This is a genomic window from Enterobacter sp. C4G1, from assembly GCF_052886895.1.
This window is the reverse complement of sequence record NZ_JBQVVV010000001.1, coordinates 2,151,226-2,173,608: the sequence shown is the minus strand read 5'-3', so window position 1 is coordinate 2,173,608 and position 22,383 is coordinate 2,151,226. Positions and strand designations below refer to the sequence as shown.

The 22,383-nt window shown below is 54.2% G+C and carries 22 protein-coding genes and 1 other RNA gene; 7 read left to right on the top strand and 16 right to left on the bottom strand.

Annotated elements, in window-relative coordinates:
* Window positions 1-4: 4 nt before the first annotated feature.
* The 3 genes from ACT9TW_RS10410 to yczE all read right to left on the bottom strand — a co-directional run bounded on the left by ACT9TW_RS10410 (window position 5) and on the right by yczE (window position 4,960).
* Complete coding sequence (locus ACT9TW_RS10410) at window positions 5-3,097, bottom strand: beta-galactosidase (RefSeq protein WP_446492304.1); 3,093 nt, start codon at window positions 3,095-3,097, stop codon at window positions 5-7.
* Between the two features lie 103 nt (window positions 3,098-3,200).
* The gene (locus tag ACT9TW_RS10405) at window positions 3,201-4,271 is read right to left on the bottom strand and encodes a LacI family DNA-binding transcriptional regulator (protein ID WP_446492303.1); all 1,071 of its coding nucleotides are present in this window, start codon (window positions 4,269-4,271) and stop codon (window positions 3,201-3,203) included.
* 77 nt (window positions 4,272-4,348) lie between these two features.
* On the bottom strand, window positions 4,349-4,960 hold the full coding sequence (yczE, locus tag ACT9TW_RS10400; protein ID WP_446492302.1) for a membrane protein YczE: 612 nt from the start codon (window positions 4,958-4,960) through the stop codon (window positions 4,349-4,351).
* A gap of 86 nt (window positions 4,961-5,046) precedes the next feature.
* On the opposite strand from yczE, the gene yczR reads away from it, so the two are divergent.
* On the top strand, window positions 5,047-6,471 hold the full coding sequence (gene yczR, locus ACT9TW_RS10395; protein ID WP_446492301.1) for a MocR-like transcription factor YczR: 1,425 nt from the start codon (window positions 5,047-5,049) through the stop codon (window positions 6,469-6,471).
* 145 nt (window positions 6,472-6,616) lie between these two features.
* Here the strand turns inward: yczR and ACT9TW_RS10390 are convergent, their stop codons facing one another.
* The 3 genes from ACT9TW_RS10390 to ffs form a co-directional block, all read right to left on the bottom strand.
* Window positions 6,617-6,832 carry a hypothetical protein gene (locus tag ACT9TW_RS10390; RefSeq protein WP_014069144.1) on the bottom strand — a complete coding sequence of 72 codons (216 nt, stop codon included), beginning with the start codon at window positions 6,830-6,832 and terminating at the stop codon, window positions 6,617-6,619.
* Window positions 6,829-7,080, bottom strand: coding sequence for a hypothetical protein (locus ACT9TW_RS10385; protein ID WP_014069143.1), 252 nt, complete (start codon window positions 7,078-7,080; stop codon window positions 6,829-6,831). The genes ACT9TW_RS10390 and ACT9TW_RS10385 overlap by 4 nt, the downstream gene beginning before the upstream one ends.
* Window positions 7,081-7,358: 278 nt before the next feature.
* Window positions 7,359-7,455: signal recognition particle sRNA small type (ffs, locus tag ACT9TW_RS10380), an RNA gene on the bottom strand.
* A 233-nt stretch (window positions 7,456-7,688) separates the two neighbouring features.
* Here ffs and ACT9TW_RS10375 point away from each other — a divergent pair.
* Window positions 7,689-8,096 carry a dTDP-glucose pyrophosphorylase gene (locus tag ACT9TW_RS10375; protein WP_446492300.1) on the top strand — a complete coding sequence of 136 codons (408 nt, stop codon included), beginning with the start codon at window positions 7,689-7,691 and terminating at the stop codon, window positions 8,094-8,096.
* Window positions 8,097-8,168: 72 nt separating this feature from the next.
* Window positions 8,169-8,504 (top strand): MGMT family protein, encoded by a 336-nt coding sequence (locus ACT9TW_RS10370; protein ID WP_446492299.1) that lies wholly within the window; start codon window positions 8,169-8,171, stop codon window positions 8,502-8,504.
* 38 nt (window positions 8,505-8,542) lie between these two features.
* Here ACT9TW_RS10370 and ACT9TW_RS10365 read toward each other — a convergent pair whose 3' ends face one another.
* The gene (locus tag ACT9TW_RS10365; protein ID WP_446492298.1) at window positions 8,543-9,070 is read right to left on the bottom strand and encodes a YbaY family lipoprotein; all 528 of its coding nucleotides are present in this window, start codon (window positions 9,068-9,070) and stop codon (window positions 8,543-8,545) included.
* 204 nt (window positions 9,071-9,274) lie between these two features.
* Here ACT9TW_RS10365 and tesB point away from each other — a divergent pair, with 204 nt between their 5' ends.
* A complete protein-coding gene (gene tesB / locus ACT9TW_RS10360) occupies window positions 9,275-10,135 on the top strand; it encodes an acyl-CoA thioesterase II (RefSeq protein ID WP_182059844.1) in 861 nt (286 codons plus the stop codon).
* A gap of 525 nt (window positions 10,136-10,660) precedes the next feature.
* Here the strand turns inward: tesB and amtB are convergent.
* The 5 genes from amtB to ACT9TW_RS10335 all read right to left on the bottom strand — a co-directional run bounded on the left by amtB (window position 10,661) and on the right by ACT9TW_RS10335 (window position 16,600).
* Entirely contained in the window at window positions 10,661-11,947 is a 1,287-nt protein-coding gene (gene amtB / locus ACT9TW_RS10355) for an ammonium transporter AmtB (RefSeq protein ID WP_182059843.1), read from the bottom strand.
* Between the two features lie 35 nt (window positions 11,948-11,982).
* Window positions 11,983-12,321, bottom strand: a complete 339-nt coding sequence (glnK, locus tag ACT9TW_RS10350; RefSeq protein WP_008503304.1) for a P-II family nitrogen regulator — start codon at window positions 12,319-12,321, stop codon at window positions 11,983-11,985.
* A gap of 222 nt (window positions 12,322-12,543) precedes the next feature.
* Entirely contained in the window at window positions 12,544-14,325 is a 1,782-nt protein-coding gene (locus ACT9TW_RS10345; RefSeq protein ID WP_446492297.1) for a SmdB family multidrug efflux ABC transporter permease/ATP-binding protein, read from the bottom strand.
* Window positions 14,318-16,090 carry a SmdA family multidrug ABC transporter permease/ATP-binding protein gene (locus tag ACT9TW_RS10340; protein WP_446492296.1) on the bottom strand — a complete coding sequence of 591 codons (1,773 nt, stop codon included), beginning with the start codon at window positions 16,088-16,090 and terminating at the stop codon, window positions 14,318-14,320. The genes ACT9TW_RS10345 and ACT9TW_RS10340 overlap by 8 nt, the downstream gene beginning before the upstream one ends.
* A gap of 51 nt (window positions 16,091-16,141) precedes the next feature.
* On the bottom strand, window positions 16,142-16,600 hold the full coding sequence (locus ACT9TW_RS10335; RefSeq protein WP_446492295.1) for an Lrp/AsnC family transcriptional regulator: 459 nt from the start codon (window positions 16,598-16,600) through the stop codon (window positions 16,142-16,144).
* A gap of 115 nt (window positions 16,601-16,715) precedes the next feature.
* Here ACT9TW_RS10335 and ACT9TW_RS10330 point away from each other — a divergent pair, with 115 nt between their 5' ends.
* Window positions 16,716-17,762, top strand: a complete 1,047-nt coding sequence (locus tag ACT9TW_RS10330; RefSeq protein WP_446492294.1) for a PLP-dependent cysteine synthase family protein — start codon at window positions 16,716-16,718, stop codon at window positions 17,760-17,762.
* A gap of 40 nt (window positions 17,763-17,802) precedes the next feature.
* Here the strand turns inward: ACT9TW_RS10330 and cof are convergent, their stop codons facing one another.
* Window positions 17,803-18,621 carry an HMP-PP phosphatase gene (gene cof, locus ACT9TW_RS10325; protein WP_446492293.1) on the bottom strand — a complete coding sequence of 273 codons (819 nt, stop codon included), beginning with the start codon at window positions 18,619-18,621 and terminating at the stop codon, window positions 17,803-17,805.
* A 102-nt stretch (window positions 18,622-18,723) separates the two neighbouring features.
* Here cof and ACT9TW_RS10320 point away from each other — a divergent pair, with 102 nt between their 5' ends.
* Both ACT9TW_RS10320 and queC read left to right on the top strand, forming a co-directional pair.
* On the top strand, window positions 18,724-20,424 hold the full coding sequence (locus ACT9TW_RS10320; protein WP_446492292.1) for an SgrR family transcriptional regulator: 1,701 nt from the start codon (window positions 18,724-18,726) through the stop codon (window positions 20,422-20,424).
* Between the two features lie 66 nt (window positions 20,425-20,490).
* Window positions 20,491-21,186 carry a 7-cyano-7-deazaguanine synthase QueC gene (queC, locus tag ACT9TW_RS10315; RefSeq protein WP_182059836.1) on the top strand — a complete coding sequence of 232 codons (696 nt, stop codon included), beginning with the start codon at window positions 20,491-20,493 and terminating at the stop codon, window positions 21,184-21,186.
* Between the two features lies 1 nt (window position 21,187).
* Here the strand turns inward: queC and ACT9TW_RS10310 are convergent, their stop codons facing one another.
* From ACT9TW_RS10310 to ACT9TW_RS10300, 3 genes are read right to left on the bottom strand one after another with little or no spacing between them, the layout of a single operon-like run.
* Window positions 21,188-21,517 (bottom strand): helix-turn-helix domain-containing transcriptional regulator, encoded by a 330-nt coding sequence (locus ACT9TW_RS10310; protein ID WP_446492291.1) that lies wholly within the window; start codon window positions 21,515-21,517, stop codon window positions 21,188-21,190.
* On the bottom strand, window positions 21,504-21,854 hold the full coding sequence (locus ACT9TW_RS10305; protein ID WP_446492290.1) for a type II toxin-antitoxin system RelE/ParE family toxin: 351 nt from the start codon (window positions 21,852-21,854) through the stop codon (window positions 21,504-21,506). Before ACT9TW_RS10305 ends, ACT9TW_RS10310 begins: the two co-directional genes overlap by 14 nt.
* A gap of 47 nt (window positions 21,855-21,901) precedes the next feature.
* Window positions 21,902-22,300, bottom strand: a complete 399-nt coding sequence (locus ACT9TW_RS10300; protein WP_014069130.1) for a YbgC/FadM family acyl-CoA thioesterase — start codon at window positions 22,298-22,300, stop codon at window positions 21,902-21,904.
* Between the last annotated feature and the right edge of the window lie 83 nt (window positions 22,301-22,383).

Sequence of the window (22,383 nt, the reverse complement as noted above, 5' to 3'; positions counted from 1 at the left end):
TGTGTTACTGGGTCTTTTGCTGCCAGCTAAAGGAGTAGCGCAGCTGGCGGTTTTGCAGGATAAATTCTGGCGACACGCTCGGACTCCACGAATCATCGCCCCCCACGCCCATGTGGAAGGCATCCAGATTTAACCAGCAACCCGGCTCTTCCCTCAGCAGATGCTGATGTGTGGTATCACGCAGCTGGCGCTGGCTGTATCGGCTCAGGGAGAAGTGGAAATCTCCGGTGAACTGATGAGCGCCAAATTCAAGCGCGCGGGTATCGCAACGCAGGCCATTCTCCGTCGGGAAAATGTAAGGAGTTTGCAGGGCATCAAGCGGTAATTCCCAGCGCCCCTGTTGCGCCGCCAGTTTTCGGTCCGGGTAGTTTTCGTGCGGCCCAAGCCCCTGCCAGCTAACGATTTCTGGCGTTTGGGCAAGCTGACAATCCAGCCCGATACGCGCAGGCTCAGGAATATCTGATGCAACCTGCACCAGCACGTCACCGTGCAATACCCCGTTGCTATCAACCCGCCAGGTTTTCCGGCTGAGGAACAGCGTTTTCCCCTGGTGTTCCCAGGCATGAAGGGTGCTGACAACAACATCGCCGCTATGCTGTTCACCGTCACACTGCAATAACCGGGCAGACAAATCATACATGCCCGCCGCTTTCCAGCGTTCGACCCAGGCATTAGGATCAATGCGGGTTGCCTCACTCACGCCAATATCATTATCCAGCGGTGCGCGGGTAAAGTTATCCTTTAGCGGGGAGAGCAGGGTTTCAGCCCCTTCATTCCACCACTGCGCCAGATCCCCTGAAACACGGTCAAAGTGCCAGCGCTGCTGCTGATGGGTAATGTCCAGCACCGTCTCTTTCACCGTTAATAACGGCGTCACACCCGGCTGCGGGGCTGGTGCCACATACAATGGTGCGGGAAGTGACCACTGCTCCCAGGCGCAGCGATGATGTGCCGATGACCACGGTGTGCTTTGGGTTTGGAACACCTCTACATTTAACCAGACATCGCCCGGCGCAGCCTGTAGCTCCGGTAGGGCGATCTCTACGCGCTGTGTCCCCTGCGGAGCCATGTTCAGGGTGATGCCGCCCGCTCCCAGTACATTTTCACCCCGGGTAATCGTCCATTTCAGCTGTTCGTTATCGGTGGTGCGGAACAGGTAGTCACTTTTAATCTCAATCACCAGTGGCGAGGTACTGACCAGGCTAAAGGTGAAGAATTGCTGCGCGCGCTGGGCTTCATACAGTGCAGGGTGTGGCGTGCGGTCAGGGAACACCAGTCCGTTAAGGCAAAACTGCCGGTCATTCGGTTTATCACCAAAATCACCGCCATACGCCCAGAACGTATTGCCGTTTTCGTCTTTCTTCGTCAGCGCCTGGTCAACCCAGTCCCAGACGAACCCGCCCTGCAAACGCGGATGGCTGCGAAACGCCTGCCAGTATTTTGCAAAGCCACCGAAACTGTTGCCCATCGCATGAGCGTATTCACACAAGATCAGCGGACGCGTTTCATCCGGCATCCCGATCCATTTCTTGATTGACCATTTTGGTACGGCCGGGAACGGCTGATCCTTATCAACACGCGCATACATCGGGCACACAATGTCGGTTGCGGCGGTATTTGCACCACCACCTTCGTATTGCACCGGACGAGTCGGGTCGGTGGTTTTCAGCCAGCGGTAGAGCGCATCGTGATTAGCACCGTGGCCAGATTCATTCCCGAGTGACCAGATGATAATTGACGGATGATTACGGTCGCGCAGCACCATACGGGTTACGCGTTCGCTCATGGCGGGCAACCAGCGCGGATCGTCAGCCAGACGACTCATCGGCACCATGCCGTGCGTTTCAATGTTGGCTTCATCTACCACGTACAGGCCGTAGCGATCGCAAAGCGTGTACCACAGCGGATGGTTGGGATAATGCGAACAGCGCACCGCGTTAAAATTGTGCTGCTTCAGCAACTCGATGTCGCGGTGCATAGTGGCTTCATCCATCACCTGCCCGTTTTCAGGGTGATGTTCATGACGGTTAGCGCCGCGGATCAATAGCGGTTTGCCATTGAGTTTAAGCAGGCCGTTGCTTATCTCTACACGACGGAAACCCACGTCACAGGCCTCGCACTCGATGACCCGCCCCTGCACATCCCTCAGCGAAATCGTCAGGCGATACAGCGCCGGAATTTCGGCGCTCCATAATTCAGGCGCCACAACAGGTATAGACACCGTTAAGCGCTCGGCCCAGTTACCGCGCTCATCCACAATCTCAGAGCCAGGACGCTGGGTTGCCCTGGCGCACGGCTCATCGTTTCGCCACAGGGTAAGCGCCACCTCACACTCAGCGTATTGGCTCCCCGCCAATGCAACGTCCACCCTGAGCAGCGCCCGGTCTAATTCGGTATTTAATTCGGTGACAACGTGGTAATCCGCAATCTGCGTTTCCGGTTTATGCAGCAACGACACATCGCGGAAGATGCCGCTCATCCGCCACATATCCTGATCTTCAAGATAGCTCCCGTCGCACCAGCGCAGCACCATTACTGCCACGCGGTTCAGGCCCGGGCGAAGCACTGCCGAGAGATCAAATTCAGCGGGCAGACGGCTGTCCTGGGAATAGCCAATCCAGTGGCCGTTACACCACAGATGAAAAGCTGAATTCACCCCATCAAAAATAATGCGGGTTTGCCCGCTCAGCAGCCATGCATCGTCCACCTCAAATGTGAGCGAGTAACAACCGGTAGGGTTTTCTTGCGGGACAAAGGGTGGGTTAACGGCAAAAGGATAAGTGACATTGGTATAGATTGGGGTATCGAAACCCTGCATCTGCCAGTTTGACGGCACAGGCATCGGAACAGAGTCGTCGCAATCTTCTTCTACCCATCCTTGCGGGACACGCTCTGGAAAGGCATAAAAGTTGAAGCGCCACTCCCCGTTAAGAGAACGCTTATTCAGGGGTTGCCGGTCATCTCTGGCGTGTTGTTCATCACGCCAGCTGTGAAACGGCGCATGGGCCGCCAGCCGGTGCCACTGTGTAACACCAGGATTTTCCCAGTCCCGACGAGCCAGAAGTGCGCTGAGTGTCAGCGGCGATGTGTTTGACATATTACCCTCTATGCGAAGCGCTCACAATTCATGTCAACATGCCCTGGCAAAACCCTGCGGTAAAGCGTCCGATCGCGGCGAAGCGAGTCAGATCACAAAAGTCTTATCCGCGTGCTAATTGCTCAGCTAAGAGCGCCAGTGTTTTCAGCTGCCGGGCCAGTTCTTCACGATCCGCCTGCTGTGACGTACGGCGGGCGCTGGAGTGACGGGTAATAAGGGTCACCGGAAGTTGTGCTTGCCAGCATTCGTTTTTGGAAGACGCGGTCAGCAGCCACTCAACGCTGCGCTCGCCCGCCTCACGAAATGCCTGACGAACCGTGGTCAGTGGCGGAGAAAACCAGGCGCTATCGGTTGTGTCATCAAAACCCACAACGGAGATCTGCCCGGGCACAGCAATCCCTTTTTCCGCGCAGGCGCGCATAACCCCTAACGCCATCTGATCGTTCGCCACCAGAATAGCCTCCGGCAGCTCCGGGCCCGATAAAAGCTGATGCCCCTTTTCGTAACCGGAAGCGGCGCTCCAGTCACCGAAAACTACGCCGACAGGTTCAAGCCCGGCTTGTGCCAGAGAAGCCAGCCACCCGGCCCGGCGGGCTCTGGCAGAGACAGAGCTCTCAGGCCCATTCAGCAGGGCAACCCGCTGATGGCCCAACGAGATAAGATGTTCAGCCCCCAATTGTGATCCCTGGGCCGCATCAAAGACCAGGCTATTGACCTGCGCTGAGGGTGAAACATCCAAAAACAGCACCGGCACGGGTGATGCCAGTGCCTTTAGCTGTTCGGCTTCAGCATCTTCCAGCGGCACGTTCACCAGCAGCCCTTCAACACGTTGTGCCAGAAGTTCCTGAACTGCTGCCTGGCAGCGTTGTGGGTGTTCCACCATAGAAATCAGCACACTCGCCCCCTTCTCCACCGCGCGGGTTTTTACCGCAGAAGCAATTTGCGAAGGGGCGTGAAGTGCCAGATCGGTCGTAATCAAACCCAGCGTCCGGGTGCGTTTACCCGCCAGCTGTTGCGCGCCACGGTTGGGAACATAGTTCAGTTCCGCCATGGCTTGCTGCACCTTTTCCCGCGTGCGGGCGGAGACATGCTCCGCATCATTAATCACGCGGGAAACGGTCTGATAAGAAACCCCTGCGAGGAGGGCTACGTCATAGAGAGTGATAGCTTTCATGCATTCTGACATCGCGACAAGAGATGCCGCTATTCTGGCACAGCCACGCCGTTAATACTTGTGAGCGCTTCGCATAATCAAACAACTTGCTCAGGCTGAGGTATCTTTTGCACTTGCGGCTTCTGACGAAACCAGGGCAAGCAGATCTGGATCAGCGGGCCAATGGTTAATGCATACAGCACCGTACCGACACCGAACGACCCGCCAAGCATAATGCCAATCAGCAACACCGCTACCTCGATAGACGTACGCACACTGCGGATAGACCAACCCAATCGGGCATGAATGCCTGTCATCAGGCCATCGCGTGGGCCTGGCCCAAAACCGGCACCAATATACATCCCTGTCGCTATCGCATTAACCACAATGCCCGCCACCAGCAGAGCAATACGCAGGGGCAGTGAGGTCAGCTCAGGGATCAGCGCCATTGTCGCATCGGCAGCCAGACCAATACAAATGACGTTACTTATCGTGCCAAGCCCAGGCCACTGGCGCAGCGGAACCCATAGCAGCAGCACCGCAGCGCCGATTAAAATAATCACCGTGCCAATGCTCATACCCAACTGTATTGCCACCCCAAGATGAAAAACGTCCCACGGATCGACACCCAGATCAGAACGAATAAACATTGCGGTTGAAAGGCCATACAGCCCTAATCCGACATAAAGTTGTACCAGACGACGTAACATTTTTATCTTCTCTGAAGAACCAGACTTTCATCTTCGGCGAAAATGGTCTTATGATTAATGTCCAGTTTTCAAATAGTGGACTGCATATGTCATCTCGTCGTTTTGGTAGTCAGTCACTGGTACGCTTGTTAGGCCACTGGCAGCAAACTACATCCCGTACACCGCTCTGGCGACAGCTGGCAGATGCCTTACGCCTGCTCATTCTTGATGGTCGACTGGCGCTCAACACCCGGTTACCGGGCGAGCGTGAACTGGCCTCTGCGCTGGACGTCAGCCGTACAACCATCAGCAGCGCATTAGCCCGCCTGCGGGACGAAGGCTATCTGGAGAGCCGTCATGGCAGTGGATCACGGGTGATCCTGCCTGATTCCCGGGCTGTACCCACCCTTTCAGCGGCAAGCGTAGCACTGGATCTTTCCACTGCGGCACTCAACGCCGGGCCGGAAATTCACCAGGCCTATACGTACGCGCTATCTGCCATTACGCAGTATCTCTCGCTAACGGGTTACGATCAGTCCGGATTGCTGGCCCTGCGGGAAGCCATTGCCGCACGCTATACCGCACGCGGGCTGGCGACCCGTGCTGACGAAGTAATGGTCGTCAACGGTGCGGTCAGTGCCTTTGCGCTGGTGTTACGCATGATGACAGGCCCCGGCGACCGCGTCGTGGTTGATCATCCAACCTACCCGCTGGCCATCGCCGCTATCCAGGGGGCACTTTGTCGGCCGGTAGGCGTCTCCCTGCCACAAACGGGCTGGGATACCGACGGTTTTGCCGCAACGCTTGCACAAACCGCGCCACGGCTGGCTTACCTGATGCCGGACTTCCATAACCCGACAGGGCGCTGTATGGACATCCCGACCCGCAAAGCGATAACTGACATTGCCGCACAGACCCGCACCACGCTGGTGGTTGATGAAACCATGGTGGATCTCTGGTTTGATTCTCCACCGCCTCCGCCGCTGGCCTCATTTAACCCAGAGGCAACGGTGATCACCCTGGGCTCGGCAGGAAAAAGTTTTTGGGGGGGCCTGCGTCTGGGCTGGATCCGCGCGTCTTCGCGGACCATTGCCACTCTCGCCCAGACACGCGATACCCTGGATTTAGGTTCACCGGTGCTGGAACAACTGGCAACCCTGTGGCTTATCGAAAACAGCGACACGTTTTTGCCGGCCCGGCGGCAAATGCTGGCCGAACGCCGCAAGCGGTGCAGTGAATTGCTGCGCGAGCATTTCCCGGAATGGACTTTCCACGACGCGGAAGGCGGGCTTTCTTACTGGGTGGAGCTACCAGGAATGCAGGCAACACAGCTTGCCGCACGGGCAGAAACACTGGGGATCAATCTGGGTACCGGAACACGCTTTGGCCTGTCGGGGGCGTTTGACCGCTATTTACGAATGCCCTTTACGCTTGACCCGGCAGAGCTTGAGAGTGCGCTGATGAGAATCAAACCGCTGTGGACGGCATTGAATAAAACCGCGGCCCCTGCCATAAAAAGGAGCATTGTTTAATGTGATGAGGATTAAATCTGGGGTTGAAATTTACGCTGGTTACATAATAACCCGTGATTATTATCACAGATAATTTCGCTGAGAAATTAAGAATAAAAACTGCTGACTGAAATGAATGCAGTCAGCAGTTTTCACAGAATGGTACTTAGTGCTGAGGAGGAATAGGGAAACCCTTAAGAGAAATAACGAAGTTTTCTCCTTCTTTCTTTATTTTTGCGCCGGTATCACACCAGTCAGACGCAATTCGAAAGAACTCATCACTACCTACATTCCAGCCAAGACGTACATGCTTCACATAGCCTGAACGCAACAAATCACAGGCCTCTTTGTAGTCATTGGCAGTTGACAGTTGTTGTTTCATTTTCTCTTCTTCAGAAGTTTACGTAGAGCCTTGATTTCTTTAGGAGTAAAAGGAGTTACACTCTCTTCTTCCGTATGCTGATTATCAATATCCTCTTCCGATACTCCCACCTCTTCTACCGCTTCAAATGCCAGCTGTAGCAGTTTCTCTGTGGTCACGCTTAAATTTTCATTATTCACTTCTGCGTAGTGGCGAAGTCTTTCTTTTAGCGCTTCATCAATCTTAACGTTTAATACCGCAGTAGCCATGATTGTTACATCCCTTCGGAATAAGTCCTTTATTTAATACACGAAGTTAACAATGTAATCCAGATTTATATTTTTTACTTATGACAGAAAAAAGTCACCCGAATATAAAATGACAGTCTATTATTACATGTTTATGACAATAATATTTCAGTTGGATGAATGATATATTACATATTGAATTAAATGTCTTTTATTCCTGTGGAATAAATCACTAAGCACAAAAATTGGGGATCGAAAGAGGTTCGGTAAAATCTGGGGAGAGCACAAATGGGTGGGGGCCCTGCCAGCTACATCCCGGCACACACGTCGTCTGCCCTGGCTGCTTCCTTCCGGACCTGACCTGGTGAACAGAGTAGCGTTGCGGGAGAACCAACAGAGCCCCCATTGAGAGCGTTGTTAACCAACGCGCTGGCGCATTATCCCTGTGCTGTCCGGCAATTGCAAGCTGCTGGCATTCGGATGACGGTTTATTGCACAACCGAGGCATAACTTAAGACCTGATAACGGCCTGGACAGCCTGATAAGTACAGATTGCGAGTCTCTTCGCAGTAAATTCACTCACCCATGCCACACTGTTCGAATGCGTTTCATTCGTGCAGGGCACATTCATGATTAACACATTACCCCAGACACTGACGCTCGTTATGCCCGCCATTGATGGCGTAACCCTTCACCACAAAGGGCTGAATTACCTGCGTCCTGAATTGCTGCTGGATTTCGTGACCATCAGTGAACAGCCGATGCTTTTTGTCACGCCTGTTGCCGTGCTCTATTCCACTGTCGGCGTGGTGCGTTGCGTCAATCTGCGCAGAATTCCTGTCGCCGTTTCCGGACGGGTGATTTATCCAATCTGTTCACAGGCCCTGCCCGACCTGCGTGCCAAACTCATCATCAATACCCAGGCAAGAAAACTGAAGTTTCTGGAAAGTCTGGTGGCAATGCGTGAACAGCCCGCTGCCAGCAGTACAAAAGTGATCGGCCTGGCACTGGAATTCACCGTCCAGCAGCCCTCCTGAGCAACGGTCATTGCGCCTTCACAATCTGCCAGGGGTCGCTTATTCTGTGGTTTTTCTTGTCTGGTAAACACAATGGACGCTTTCGATTCGATTCCCGAACCGTTACCTGACTCATTCCCTGTCAGGGTCTGGCAGATTGTCGCCTCAATTCCCGAAGGCTATGTAACGACTTATGGCGATGTCGCCCGGCTGGCAGGCTCACCCCGCGCAGCACGTCAGGTAGGCGGCGTATTAAAACGTTTACCGGAAGGCAGCACTCTGCCCTGGCATCGGGTGGTTAATCGTCACGGGACAATCTCACTAACGGGCCCGGATTTACAGCGCCAGCGACAGGCATTGCTCGCTGAAGGAGTACAGGTGTCGGGGGGCGGGAAAATCGATTTACAGATATATCGCTGGGTGTACTAAAACAACTGCCCTCTTCACCGGGAAGAGGGCATAGGTCATTACTGCTGGATTGAAGCAGGTGGTTCAGCCGCAACAGGTGGCTGTGCTGAAACAGGAACTTCGGTCTGCTGCACCGCAACCAGATTCAGATCGGCTTTTGTCCCACCGTGGTTAATCACTTCCTGAACCGTATCAGTGATAAACATCAGCTTACCGTTAACGGTGACTGCTGCACTCAGCAATATCCGCGCATTAGGCTGGATGTCAGCCGGGTTGTATGGCAACACGAAGCTGAACGGAGCCTGTTTACCGATGGTACGCACCGCTCTTTGCGACAGCACTTTGGCAGGCGCATCAGCCAGGGAGGCATCCGAAAGGGTGACCGTTAACACAGCATCTGGCGGTAAAGCCACTTTCTGACGGATCCATACCGTACCAGAAACGTTAGGCTGCTGAGTAGTCTGCTGCGAAAGCGTGTCAACAGTATTTGGATCCGGCGCTGGCGCCTGGGTACTGGCGTGCTTACCTGCGCAGGCAGTCAGTGCCACCGCTATCGCTAAACCACTTACTATGTGCACGAGTTTCATTGAAGTCTCCTTATCATCAATGCACCAGCGGGATCGATCCCACCCGATGTCGTTAACATTTATATAACGTAACAAGTGTGGCACAAATCACTGATTAATGCCTGATTTCAGGCCGATATTCAGATTATTCTACCCATCGGACCACTTTCAAATCTGCGTTATACTCTGCTTATCTTTCGCCACGGCGTTTTATTGAGGACAACTATGAGTCAAGCACTGAACAATCTGCTGACATTACTGAACCTGGAAAAAATTGAGGAAGGACTCTTTCGTGGACAGAGCGAAGATTTGGGCTTACGCCAGGTCTTCGGCGGACAAGTCGTTGGACAGGCGTTATATGCCGCTAAAGAGACCGTCCCGGCAGACCGTCTGGTGCACTCTTTTCACAGCTATTTCTTACGCCCTGGCGACAGCGCCAAACCGATTGTTTATGACGTTGAAGTGTTGCGTGACGGCAACAGTTTTAGTGCCCGTCGCGTGGCTGCCATTCAGAATGGCAAACCTATCTTTTACATGACAGCCTCTTTCCAGGCGCCTGAACCGGGTTATGAGCATCAAAAAGTGATGCCGCCATCCCCATCGCCGGAAGAGCTTAAATCTGAAACCGATATCGCGCGTGCGCTGGCGCACCTGCTACCACCGCAGGTGAAAGAGAAATTCCTGTGCGATAAGCCACTGGAGATTCGCCCCGTCGAGTTCCATAACCCGATGAAAGGCCACGTAGCTGCACCAAAACGTCAGGTGTGGATCCGCGCCAACGGCACCGTGCCGGAGGATTTCCGCGTCCATCAGTATCTGCTGGGTTACGCTTCCGACTTCAACTTCCTGCCGGTTGCCCTGCAACCACACGGCGTTGGGTTCCTGGAAAAAGGGATGCAGGTTGCGACAATTGACCACTCTATGTGGTTCCACCGCCCGTTCGATATGAATGACTGGTTGCTCTATAGCGTGGAAAGTACGTCGGCGTCCAGCGCTCGCGGGTTTGTACGCGGCGAGTTTTATACTCAGGATGGTGTTCTGGTGGCATCAACGGTGCAGGAAGGGGTAATGCGTAATCGGGGGTAATTTTGTGCGGCCTGATGCCCTCACCCTCTCCCACCGGGTTGAGGAATCCCCACAAAAATACGAGCACGGACGGCTCCCTCTCCTTTTTGGGGAGAGGGCTGGGGTGAGGGGGAACATACGGCTCAGGTGGTCATTCCGTTCACTTTACGTTCCTTGCTACTCTGTCACCACAATACCGGTGAACGTGCCAGGGTAGCTCACCGCCGCTACCCTGGCAACCCGGGCTCCCGGCAAGAAAATCGTCGCTTCGCGATGCCCTCAGCGTTTGCTCCAGGCTAATCGGGGACGGGCGGAGGAAACGTCCCTGTAAAGCCGCCCTCGCCGCGCATCCATGCGCGTCGCCCCGGCCTTCCGTAAACGCTTCGGCGATTTTCAGCCGGACCATGACACCGCTGTAAGTCCCTTAATTCAATGGCGTAATATCATCGCTGAATTAAAGACAAAAATTACTGGGGAACCCTCAGCCCACCGGGAGAGGGTACAAACATTAAAAACGGCAACCTGAGGTTGCCGTTTTGCTGTTTATCAGGCGTTATACGCATTCTCGCCATGGCTGTTGACGTCCAGACCTTCGCGTTCCTGCTCTTCTGGTACACGCAGACCGACGGTCATGTCAGCCAGTTTGTAACCGATAAAAGCCACAACGGCAGACCAGACAACGGTGATGGCAATACTTTCCAGCTGTACCAGCACCTGGTGAACCATGGTGACGCCTTCTGCGTAACCCACTCCACCCAGAGATTTCGCCGCGAAGATACCGGTCATGATACAACCGATGATGCCGCACACGCCGTGCACACCGAACACATCGCAAGGGTCATCAACGCGCAGAACACGTTTCAGCGCAGTCACACCCCACAGGCCAGCCAGACCAGCAACCAGACCAATAAGCAGCGCACCACCTACACCCACATAACCACACGCAGGGGTGATACCAACCAGACCGGCGATCGCACCAGAACATGCACCCAGCAGAGAAGGTTTACCGCGAACGGCCCACTCACCAAATACCCAGGAGAGGATAGCGCCCGCCGTGGCAATAACGGTATTCACGAAGGCCAGCGCAGCGATTTCGTTCGCAGCACTTGCTGAACCGGCGTTGAAACCGAACCAGCCAAAATAGAGGATAGCCGTACCGGTAAACACCATTGGCAGGTTGTGTGGCTTGAAGGCTTCTTTGCCAAAGCCCACACGTTTGCCAATCAGGTATGCACCGACAAGACCTGCAACAGCGGCGTTAATGTGCACAACAGTACCGCCCGCGAAGTCCAGCGCACCATGAGTCGCCAGCAGACCACCGCCCCATACCATATGCGCAATCGGCACGTAGGAGAGCGTCAGCCAGACAACCACGAAAATCAGTACCGCAGAGAAGCGAATACGCTCAGCCAGCGCACCAACAATCAGGCCTACGGTGATACAGGCGAACGAGCCCTGGAAAGCAACATGGATGTACTGATAGAAACTACCCATCAGCGCAGTCAGTTCGATATTTTTCAGCATCACCCAGTTGAGGTTGCCGAAGAAGGCGTTGCCTTCGCCGAAGGCCAGCGAGTAACCGTAGACCACCCACAGCACACACACCAGTGCGAACGTCACAGCAACCTGCGTCAGCATGGAGAGGACGTTTTTACCGCGGATCAGGCCGCCGTAGAACAGCGCAATGCCTGGGATAGTCATGAACAGCACCAGCGCGGTGCAGATCATCATAAAGGCATTATCGGCTTTGTCTGCCACCGCAGGGGCAGCCAGTGCCAGGCCTGGCAGCAGTGCCAGCGAACCCAGACCCGTTTTGATTGTTGCTATCTTCATTTTCTCGATCCCTATCACTGTGTGCCAGGAGTTACTTACAATGCCGCTTCGTCGGATTCGCCCGTACGGATACGAATCACGCGCTGCAACTCGGCAACGAAAATTTTGCCGTCGCCAATCTTGCCGGTGTAGGCCGCTTTGCTAATGACATCAATCACTTCATCAAGCTGATCGTCAGCAATTGCGACATCAATCTTCACTTTAGGCAGGAAGTTAACGCTGTATTCCGCCCCACGATAAAGCTCGGCATGACCTTTCTGACGACCAAAGCCTTTCACTTCGGTGACAGTCAGTCCCTGAATACCCATGGAAGACAATGCTTCACGAACGTCTTCAAGTTTGAATGGTTTGATTACAACTGTAACCAGCTTCATAAATCCCCTCCAGTCAGAATTCGGTAATGGCCGCTGCTAACACGCAGGAGATATTGCAAGGGGTGTGCCAGAATTGAAAAAAGGGGGAAAAAGCGGTGCAATGAGCGCGGCAAGGCATTCGGTGATGAAGTGGCGAAAAAAAACGCACCATAACAGTGCATGATGCGTTTCAGTTTTGCACCAACAGTTGAGAGTGTTAGCGCGTTGCCTGATTTTGGTGCATCAGGCGCTGAGTGATTCCTCTTCGCGCGCGCTGGCAGCCAGCTCTTCTCCCGCCAGTTGCAACTGGTACATCTGCCAGTAACGCCCTTTCGCCTCTAACAGCTGACGATGCGTACCGCGCTCGACGGCCTGGCCGCGATGCAGCACCAGAATAGTATCGGCATCAACAATCGTTGACAGGCGGTGAGCGATGACGACAAGCGTTGTATGATCGCGCACGGCCGCCAGCGCATGCTGGATAGCCTGCTCAGTACCGGAGTCGATACTAGCGGTTGCTTCATCCAGAATAAGCACCTGCGGCGTTTCAATAAGCACCCGCGCCAGCGCCAGCAGCTGTTTTTGCCCAACCGAGAGATTATTTCCCTGCTCGCCCAGCCGGGTGTCGATACCCTCGGGCAGACCGCGTGCCAGCTCTACCAGCTGCACGGTTTCCAGCACCGCCCACACCTGTTCATGCGTATAAGGCCTGCCCAGCGTGACGTTGGCATAGAAAGTATCCGCCAGCACCACCGGGTCTTGCTGCACCATTGCCACCCCTTTACGCAGGACATTGTGGCTCAGGGAAGACAGTGGACGCCCGTCCAGGCGGATCTCCCCTTTCGTGAGCGGGTAATACCCCATCAGCAAGCTGGCGAGCGTACTCTTACCGCTACCGGTGTGCCCCACCAGCGCCACAAAGCCACGCGACGGGACATCAAGGCTAACGTCCTGGAGGACAAGCCGGTCATCACGATAAGCAAACGAGACATTATCAAAGGTAATAGCACCGCTTTGCAGGCTACGGTCATCATCACCGTAGGTCTGACGTGGCCTGTCCATTAGCTCAAAGACGCGCTCTCCCGCAACCACGGCCTGTTGCAGCATGGATTGCTGAGTGGTGAGCTCAATCAGCGGTTCATTCAGACGCCCAAGATAACTAATAAAGGCATACAATACGCCCACTTCAATGGTGCCGCCCGACGTCAGACCAAACAGCATCAGTAAGCCGCAAAGCACCAGCGTAGAGAAAAGACTCAGCAACGGACGCAACAGGAAGCCATCCAGGCGAAGCGTCTGCATTCTCGCCATGTAATGTGAACGACTGGCTTCCCCCATTCGCTCGCCAAATCGTGCCTGCTGGCGGAACTGCTGGATGACGCTCATACCGTTGATCACTTCGTTAAAGCCATCGTTGATATCGGCCAGATAAGCGCGCACGCGGCGAACAATCGGCGTGCTGTAACGTTGATAGATAACCATCACAATCAGGACTGCCGGGAAGATGGTGATCGCCACCAGCGCCATGCGCCAGTCAAGGCTAAACATCGCCACCAGCATCGCACCAATCAACGCCGCACTGCGTAATACCGTTGCCACAACGGTGACATACAGATCCCTGATAACCTCCGTATCGTTGGTCACACGCGAGATAACTTGCCCGACAGGCTGAGTATCAAATTCACTCAGCGGCTGGCGCAGCGCCGCATCCATTACATCCGTGCGCAGCTGCTGCACGACGCCAACGGCTGCCCGGTTAAACAGCAACGACTGCGCATAGTGCAGCCCGGCGGCCGTCAGCTGTAACCCTACGTAGGCAATACCTAACCCCGCCACCAGCCCCAGCGGCAGATAGCGTTTCGCCACCATATTGTCGATGAAATAGCTAATCAGCAGCGGACCACTCACCTCAGCAATCGCCGCAATCCAGAGCAGAAGCACGGCAATCGACAGCGGTTTTCGCCACACAGAGCCATAGGAAAGCAGACGTTTTAAGGTCGGCCACATCGTTCCCAGCTTACGCATTGGCGGTCTCCTCATCCTGCTCTGGAGCATCATCGAGCGCCGCTTCAAGCTGCTGATAACGGTACATATCGCGATACCAGCCGGGTTGTTCTGTAAGCTGGTCATGTTGCCCACGCTGGGCAATGTGCCCGTGCTGCATCACCAGAATTTCACTGGCTTCGGTCAATGCCGACAAGCGGTGCGCACTGATAATCACCGTACGCCCTTCGCCCCACTGGCGCAGGTTGTGCAGGATCTGATATTCAGTGCGGCCATCCACCGCAGAAAGCGCGTCATCCAGGATCAGGATTTCGGCGTTCAGCAGCAGCGCGCGGGCAATCGAAATACGCTGTTTTTGCCCACCAGAAAGCATCACACCACGTTCGCCCACCTCGGTGTCATAGCCCTGCGGCAGACGCAAAATATCGTCATGAACGCTGGCAAGACGCGCGACATGTTCAATCTCTGCCTGCGTCGCCGTTGGGTGGCCAAGAGCAATGTTATTCGCGACGGTGTCTGAGAATAAAAACGGCGTCTGGCTGACCACCGCCAGACGGCTGCGCCAGTCGTCCAGCAGCAAGCGTGTCAGCGGGATATTGTGAAAGCGAATATCGCCCTGAGTAACATCAAAGTGACGCTGGATAAGCGAAAGCAGAGTGCTTTTACCGGAACCCGTCGGGCCGCAAATACCCAGCATCTGGCCCGATTGCAGCGTGAAATTGACGTTTTCAAGCACCGGATGTTCCGTTTGCGGGTAAACAAACGAACCGATATCCGCTTTCATTACCCCACGTCCTTCCGGTACCGTTTCACTGCCGTCGTTAACCACTGGCGCTTCGGCCAGCATGGCGCGAATACGGCTGTAGGCAGCACTGCCGCGCTCAACAATATTAAACATCCAGGCCAGCGCCAGCATTGGCCAAATCATCAGCCCCAGATACATCGCGAAACTGGTTAACTGGCCAAGCGTCATCATGTCGTGTACCACCATCCAGCTACCGCCGCCGATAGCCAGCAGGTTCGCCATACCGATAGCGATATAAATCGTCGGGTCAAAACGCGCATCAATCCGCGCCACCCGCATGTTTTTCGCCCCGGTATCCGCCGCATCGGCAGCAAACAACGCAGATTGTCTGTCCTCCAGACCAAAGGCTTTGATCATGCGGATACTGGTCATGCTCTCCTGAGTGCGGTCGTTGAGTGACGAAAACGCCGCCTGCGCCAGTTTGAAACGTTCATGTAGTTTTTCGCCGTAGCGATTGATCGCCAGCGCCATCAGCGGCATTGGCAGCAGGGCCAGCAGCGTCAGTTGCCAGCTGATTTGGGTCGACATCACAATCAGCACCGCGCACCCCATCACCAGCGAGTCCACCAGCGTTAACACCCCTTCCCCGGCGGCAAACACCACGCGGTCAACGTCGTTGGTAGCACGGGCAATTAAATCACCAGTGCGGTGACGCAGGTAAAACTCGGGATGCTGGCGGCTCAGTTGGCGGTAAAAGTCTTCGCGCAGCTCAACGGCAAGCTGATAAGACGCCCCGAATAACAAGACACGCCAGACGTAGCGCAGCAGGTAGACAATCACCGCAGTCAGCACCAGCGTGCCAATCCACATCAACACCCGTGCGGTGGTGTAATGCTGTTCGGTGACGCCATCCACCACATATCCCACCACCTTTGGCGGGATAAGTTGCAGAATGGCAATGATAATAAGCAGGCAGACTGCGCCGAGATAGCGTTGCCACTCCCGACGAAAGTACCAGCTTAGTTGGGCAAATAATCGCACGCGGTATTTTCCTGAAGGTATTTTTCCGGCCTGGCCGGGAAGTTATTCAATTTATTCAATGGGTAATGCTGTGGTGTGTTTTATTTGTTCCATCGCGAAGCTCGATGTGACGTCCGATAAGCCCGGTACACTGTTGACCAGTCGCTTGTAAAAATCATCATATCGCTTCATATCGGCCACCTGGACGCGCATCAGATAATCATATTCCCCTGCCATACGCCAGAATCCAAGAACCTCTGGCATTTCAGCGACCTGAGTGACAAAGCGGCAATACCATTCGCTACTGTGATGCTGCGTTTTTATCAGGACAAATGCGGTCAGTCCAAGCCCCAATTTTTCGGGGTCTAAAAGTGCAACACGCCCGAGCAAAATGCCGTCATCTTCCAGCTTTTTGAGGCGCTTCCAGCACGGTGTGGTGGTCAGATTAACGGCATCTGCCAGCGCCTGCAAAGAGAGGGTGCAGTCGGTTTGCAACAATGAAAGAAGCTTGCGGTCAATTTTATCTAGCATACCCACCTCGCAGAGAAAATTTTTCTCCCTTCATTCTATTTTAAAGGTCAGATAGCAACAATTTTTTCTGTGCTTTTCGCTATGCTGGGCACAAAATGACAAACGGATACACACGATGAATAGCACCTGGGTTAAACATGCCATCAGCGAAATCAATGCCGACTATCAGCGCTCGGCAGATACCCATTTAATCCGCCTCTCTCTGCCAGGATTTGCGGGCATTCAGCTCTACCTGAAAGATGAAAGCACCCATCCTACCGGTAGCCTGAAACATCGCCTGGCCCGCTCGCTATTCTTATACGGTTTGTGTAACGGCTGGATTAAAGAAGGCACCACGATCATTGAATCGTCGTCCGGCTCCACCGCGGTATCCGAAGCCTATTTTGCCCGGCTGTTAGGCCTGCCGTTTATCGCTGTGATGCCCTACTGCACGGCCAAACGCAAAATCGAGCAGATTGAGTTTTACGGCGGGCGCTGCCACTTTGTCGAAAGCGCCTGCGAAATTTACGCCGCCTCTGAAATGCTGGCTCGCGAGTTAAATGGTCATTATATGGATCAGTTCACCTTTGCCGAGCGGGCGACGGACTGGCGCGGGAATAACAACATCGCGGACAGCATCTTCCGCCAGATGACGCACGAACCTCATCCCGTTCCCGCATACGTTGTGATGAGCGCAGGCACGGGCGGGACGTCGGCCACCATTGGTCGTTACATTCGTTGCCAGGGTTACGACACACAACTGATGGTGGTTGACCCGCAGAACTCCGTGTTCCTCGACTACTGGCAAACCCGCGATGTTGCCCTGCGTAGCCCGGTGGGGAGCAAAATTGAAGGCATTGGTCGCCCGCGCGTTGAGCCATCGTTTATTCCTGATGTTGTGGATGAAATGCTGCGCGTACCTGATGCAGCAAGCGTTGCGACAGCACACTGGCTGGAAGCTCAGCTTGGCCGCAAGGTGGGTGCCTCAACGGGCACAAACATGTGGGGCGCGTTGCAGTTAGCCGCGCGGATGCGCGAAGAGGGTCGCACCGGCTCTATCGTTACGCTGCTGTGCGACAGCGGCGAGCGTTATCTTGATACCTATTACAACGCAGAGTGGGTGCAGGCGAATATTGATGATATCGAACCCTGGAAAGCGCAAATCACGCAACTGCTGAAATAAAAAAAGCCAGACCGAAGTCTGGCTTGCTGGAAGGGTCTCACTATTCGGGGGAATATGGGAGGTTGTTTTTGTCCAGCCAATGAGTCAAAAAGTGGGACACGGCTTCGTTACGGCAGTGTCCAATAACGGGCAGATGAGGTAGCTCTGCTTTAAGCTGCGCCATCGCATTCCCCATAATCAGACCGCGACCGACGCTACCCAGCATCTCGCGGTCGTTCATGGCGTCGCCAAACGCTATACAATCCTGCATCGTGAAACCCAGATGGCCGCTCAGCACCGCCAGCGCCGAGCCTTTATTGCAGCCCACTGGCAGCACTTCCAGGCAATCTACCGCCGAGAACGTCAAATGCGCACGTTCGCCTAGCGCCTCATTAAGCTGAATGCGCAGACGGCACAGATCGTCATGATCGCCGCAGAAACAGATTTTCGTCACCGTGTGAGCGGGAATACGGCGCAGATCGATTAACTGATATTTAAATCCGCTATAGACATGTGCGTGCAGCATTTCCGGTATTTCTCGCCCGGTAAACCATCCTTCGTCGTTAAAGACATGCACGCTGGCCTGAGTATCCCAGGTGCTGTGCAGCACAATATCCGCCACTTCCGGACTGAGATCCTGACGATGCAATACATCCCCTTCAACGGAGTGAATTCGCGTCCCGTTACCGGTTATCAGAAACGCATCGAGCGAAAAGGCTCCTAGCAAATGGCGCATTTCCAGCACATGGCGACCTGTCGCAAAGGTCAGGGTAATATCATGCTCATGCAGGCGCTTCAGGGTGTTCAGGGTTTTATCGCCTAAACGGTGATCCGGCATTAACAGCGTGCCGTCCATATCAAATGCAGCGAGCCTGGCCATGATTACTCCCGAAAATGTGATGCGGTTAACTTGTGCATCAGTATTACCTGAGATATACGGAAGTAATAGTGAATAGATGGAAATTATTGTTCCGGGTTTATCATGCGCCAGCTTAATCGCCTCAACCAATATCAACGCCTGTGGCAACCTTCGGCAGGTGCGCCGCAGAAGGTCACCGTAACAGAGCTTGCCAGCCGCTGTTTTTGCAGTGAGAGGCATGTGCGCACACTCCTGCGCCAGGCACAGGAGGCCGGCTGGTTAAGCTGGCACGCCCAGTCAGGGCGGGGTAAACGCGGCTCTCTCACGTTTCATGTCACGCCGGAATCGCTGCGTAATGAGATGATGGAAGAGGCTCTGAAGGGCGGACATCAGCATAACGCGCTGGAACTGGCGCAGCTTGCACCGGAAGATTTGCGCGCTCTGCTTCACCCTTTTCTGGGCGGGCTTTGGCAAAATGACACGCCAACGCTACGGATCCCCTATTACCGCTCGCTGGATCCGCTTCTCCCTGGCTTTTTAGCGGGCCGTGCAGAGCAGCATCTGGCGGGGCAAGTGTTCTCCGGGCTGACGCGTTTTAACGGCACCAGCAGTGAACCCACAGGCGATCTTGCTCACCACTGGGAGGTATCGGCCGATGGGCTGCGCTGGCATTTTTACATCCGTTCCACGCTGCACTGGCACAACGGCGATAAAGTCGAAACGGTGCAGCTACAACAAAGTCTGACTGCACTGTTGGCCTTACCGGCCCTGCGTAAACTGTTCCAGAGTGTCTCGCGCATCGACGTGACGCATCCCCAGTGTTTGACCTTTATTTTACATCAGCCGGATTACTGGCTTGCGCACCGGCTGGCGACATATTGCAGCCGCCTGGCGCATCCTGAGCAGGCCATGACGGGCAGCGGGCCTTTCCGTCTGACCCTGTACGATCCCGATCTGGTTCGTCTGGAGAGCCACGAGCAGTATCACCTGAGCCATCCCCTGTTAAAAGCGATTGAGTTCTGGATAACGCCGCAACTCTTTGACTATGGGCTGGGTACAAGCTGCCGTCATCCCGTGCAAATTGCCATTGGCGAACCCGACGAACTGGCCAGCCTGCGTCTGGTGAGTAACAGCACCAGCCTGGGCTTTTGTTATCTCACCCTGAAACAGAGCCCACGATTAAGCGAAATGCAGGCAAGACGGCTGATCAATATTATCCACCTCACTGAACTCCTGCATACGCTGCCGCTTAACGAGGGGCTGATTACCCCAACGCAGGAAATGCTTCCCGGATGGAGTATCCCGCAGTGGCCAGAGCTCGGGGATGTTCAACTGCCGAAAACGCTGACCCTGATTTACCATCTGCCCGTAGAGCTCCACACCATGGCGAGCCAGTTAAAACAGTACCTTGCGCAGCAAGGTTGTGAGCTTACGTTGATATTCCACGACGCGAAAACGTGGGATGGCTGTCTGAGTCTTGCCGATGCGGACATCATGATGGGTGACAGGTTGATCGGCGAAGCGCCGGAATACACGCTTGAGCAGTGGCTACGCTGTGATGCACTCTGGCCGCATCTGCTGAGTGCCCCTCAGTTTACCCATCTACATGCCATACTGGATGCCGTTCAGAGTCAGGCCGATGAGCAAGCCCGGCATGTCGGTCTTAAGACTTTATTCACCGGATTAATGGAGAGTGCAGTACTGACTCCCCTGTTCAACTACCAGTATCAAATCAGCGCCCCTCCGGGAGTCAACGGCATACAACTGAATGCCCGCGGCTGGTTTGATTTTACGCAGGCCTGGCTGCCGGCACCTAAATTGTGAAGAAGCTGGTCGCCGTCGAGGTCAGGCGGTAACATTACGCTTTTACCGTCACTGTCGAGATAATTTATGAAACGTGCCGTCGTCGTGTTCAGCGGAGGACAAGATTCAACTACCTGCCTGGTTCAGGCTCTTCATCAGTATGATGAAGTTCACTGTGTGACTTTCGATTATGGTCAGCGTCATCGCGCTGAAATCGACGTTGCCCGCGAACTGGCGCTGAAACTGGGCGCGCGTGCGCACAAGGTACTGGATGTTACGCTTCTAAATGAACTGGCCGTCAGTAGCCTAACCCGCGACAGTATTCCTGTGCCTGACTATGAACCTGATGCCAGCGGTATTCCGAATACCTTCGTGCCAGGGCGTAATATCCTGTTCCTGACCCTGACGGCGATTTACGCCTGGCAGGTGAAGGCCGAAGCCGTGATCACCGGCGTCTGTGAAACCGACTTCTCCGGCTATCCGGATTGCCGCGATGAATTTGTTAAAGCACTTAATCACGCGGTAAATCTGGGGATGGCAAAAGATATCCGCTTCGAAACACCGCTGATGTGGCTCGATAAAGCAGAGACCTGGGCGCTGGCCGACTACTGGGGCAAGCTGGATATGGTCCGCAGCGAAACCCTCACCTGCTACAACGGCATTAAGGGCGACGGTTGCGGCCAGTGCGCGGCCTGTAATCTGCGCGCGAATGGGCTGAACCACTATCTGGCTGATAAAGCTGGCGTGATGGCCGCATTGCAGAAAAAGACCGGGCTGAAATAAGTTACTTCGCCGTGCTGTCGAACAGTTTTACGCCGGCAGCACGGGTGACTTTCACCAGCGTTGTCAGCGTTGGGTTGCCATTGCCTGACAGGGTTCGGTAAAGCTGTTGACGAGAAAGTCCCGCTTTTGCAGAGATTTCACCGATGCCACCCTGGGCTTCAATGACACGCCTTAACGCAATTAAATATGCCGGGATCCCCTGGTCTTCATAAATCTCCTCCAAAGCAACCTGAAGGTATAGCTGAGCGTAAGAAGGATTTTCGCGAAGCATCTTAACGACGGCCTCATCATGGCTGACGGAAGCAGGATAGTTTCGTTCACTTTTGTTCATCCGGTTTATCCTTTTGATAATCTTTCCAATAGTCTATTGCCAGTTTTATATCCGATGATTGGCCCTTTTTGTCACCGCCCATCAGCAACAACAGGACCTCCCGATGTTCAACAGCAAAATAGACTCGATAACCGGGACCAAAATCCATTTTCATTTCCCAGACGCCGCTTCTCAGATAACGATAATCCCCGAAATTGCCTTTTTCCGCCCGGTCAATTCGCAGAAGGATCCGAAACGCTAACTCCGGATCCTTCTTCTGCATTTTCGCTACCCATTCCTCAAACGGAATTTTCCCGTCACGGGTCTGGTAACGTACAACGACGTAGTCCCTGTCCATTATTCTATCCCTGACAAAATCTTTTGTCTTTTATAAAAGACAAAAATCTACACGATCATCAACTCCAGCTTTTCACGCAACTCCCCTTCCAGCGGCAGCGCTTTCTGAGTTTTAAGATCAATACAGACAAAGGTGATCAGCGCATCGGCAACCACCTGCCCTTCAGGATCCAGGGTTACCACCTGGCTTAACACACCACTTTTTCCGTTTAGCTGCTGTACCTGGCTGGTGACGGTAAGGACATCTCCCAGCACGGCCGGACGACGGTAGTTGATATTGATGTTGACGACCACGAATGCGATGTTGTGCGCGGTCAGCCACTGAAAGCTTTCGCTGTTTTCCAGCCCGTCCCAGCGAGCCTCTTCAAGAAATTCGAGATAGCGGGCGTTATTCACATGCTGGTACACATCGAGGTGATACCCGCGTACTTTGATTTTTGTCTGCATAGCGCAATAGCCTTTACTGTTGTTATAGGATTAGAGGTCATAACTGGTATGACCTCTTTATCCTGGCAAATTTTTGCCGCCGT

Coding starts and splice junctions, on each gene's coding strand:
- ACT9TW_RS10410 (WP_446492304.1), bottom strand. CDS start 3,097: ATGTCAAACACATCGCCGCTGACACTCAGCGCACTTCTGGCTCGTCGG.
- ACT9TW_RS10405 (WP_446492303.1), bottom strand. CDS start 4,271: ATGAAAGCTATCACTCTCTATGACGTAGCCCTCCTCGCAGGGGTTTCT.
- yczE (WP_446492302.1), bottom strand. CDS start 4,960: ATGTTACGTCGTCTGGTACAACTTTATGTCGGATTAGGGCTGTATGGC.
- yczR (WP_446492301.1), top strand. CDS start 5,047: ATGTCATCTCGTCGTTTTGGTAGTCAGTCACTGGTACGCTTGTTAGGC.
- ACT9TW_RS10390 (WP_014069144.1), bottom strand. CDS start 6,832: ATGAAACAACAACTGTCAACTGCCAATGACTACAAAGAGGCCTGTGAT.
- ACT9TW_RS10385 (WP_014069143.1), bottom strand. CDS start 7,080: ATGGCTACTGCGGTATTAAACGTTAAGATTGATGAAGCGCTAAAAGAA.
- ACT9TW_RS10375 (WP_446492300.1), top strand. CDS start 7,689: ATGATTAACACATTACCCCAGACACTGACGCTCGTTATGCCCGCCATT.
- ACT9TW_RS10370 (WP_446492299.1), top strand. CDS start 8,169: ATGGACGCTTTCGATTCGATTCCCGAACCGTTACCTGACTCATTCCCT.
- ACT9TW_RS10365 (WP_446492298.1), bottom strand. CDS start 9,070: ATGAAACTCGTGCACATAGTAAGTGGTTTAGCGATAGCGGTGGCACTG.
- tesB (WP_182059844.1), top strand. CDS start 9,275: ATGAGTCAAGCACTGAACAATCTGCTGACATTACTGAACCTGGAAAAA.
- amtB (WP_182059843.1), bottom strand. CDS start 11,947: ATGAAGATAGCAACAATCAAAACGGGTCTGGGTTCGCTGGCACTGCTG.
- glnK (WP_008503304.1), bottom strand. CDS start 12,321: ATGAAGCTGGTTACAGTTGTAATCAAACCATTCAAACTTGAAGACGTT.
- ACT9TW_RS10345 (WP_446492297.1), bottom strand. CDS start 14,325: ATGCGTAAGCTGGGAACGATGTGGCCGACCTTAAAACGTCTGCTTTCC.
- ACT9TW_RS10335 (WP_446492295.1), bottom strand. CDS start 16,600: ATGCTAGATAAAATTGACCGCAAGCTTCTTTCATTGTTGCAAACCGAC.
- ACT9TW_RS10330 (WP_446492294.1), top strand. CDS start 16,716: ATGAATAGCACCTGGGTTAAACATGCCATCAGCGAAATCAATGCCGAC.
- cof (WP_446492293.1), bottom strand. CDS start 18,621: ATGGCCAGGCTCGCTGCATTTGATATGGACGGCACGCTGTTAATGCCG.
- ACT9TW_RS10320 (WP_446492292.1), top strand. CDS start 18,724: ATGCGCCAGCTTAATCGCCTCAACCAATATCAACGCCTGTGGCAACCT.
- queC (WP_182059836.1), top strand. CDS start 20,491: ATGAAACGTGCCGTCGTCGTGTTCAGCGGAGGACAAGATTCAACTACC.
- ACT9TW_RS10310 (WP_446492291.1), bottom strand. CDS start 21,517: ATGAACAAAAGTGAACGAAACTATCCTGCTTCCGTCAGCCATGATGAG.
- ACT9TW_RS10305 (WP_446492290.1), bottom strand. CDS start 21,854: ATGGACAGGGACTACGTCGTTGTACGTTACCAGACCCGTGACGGGAAA.
- ACT9TW_RS10300 (WP_014069130.1), bottom strand. CDS start 22,300: ATGCAGACAAAAATCAAAGTACGCGGGTATCACCTCGATGTGTACCAG.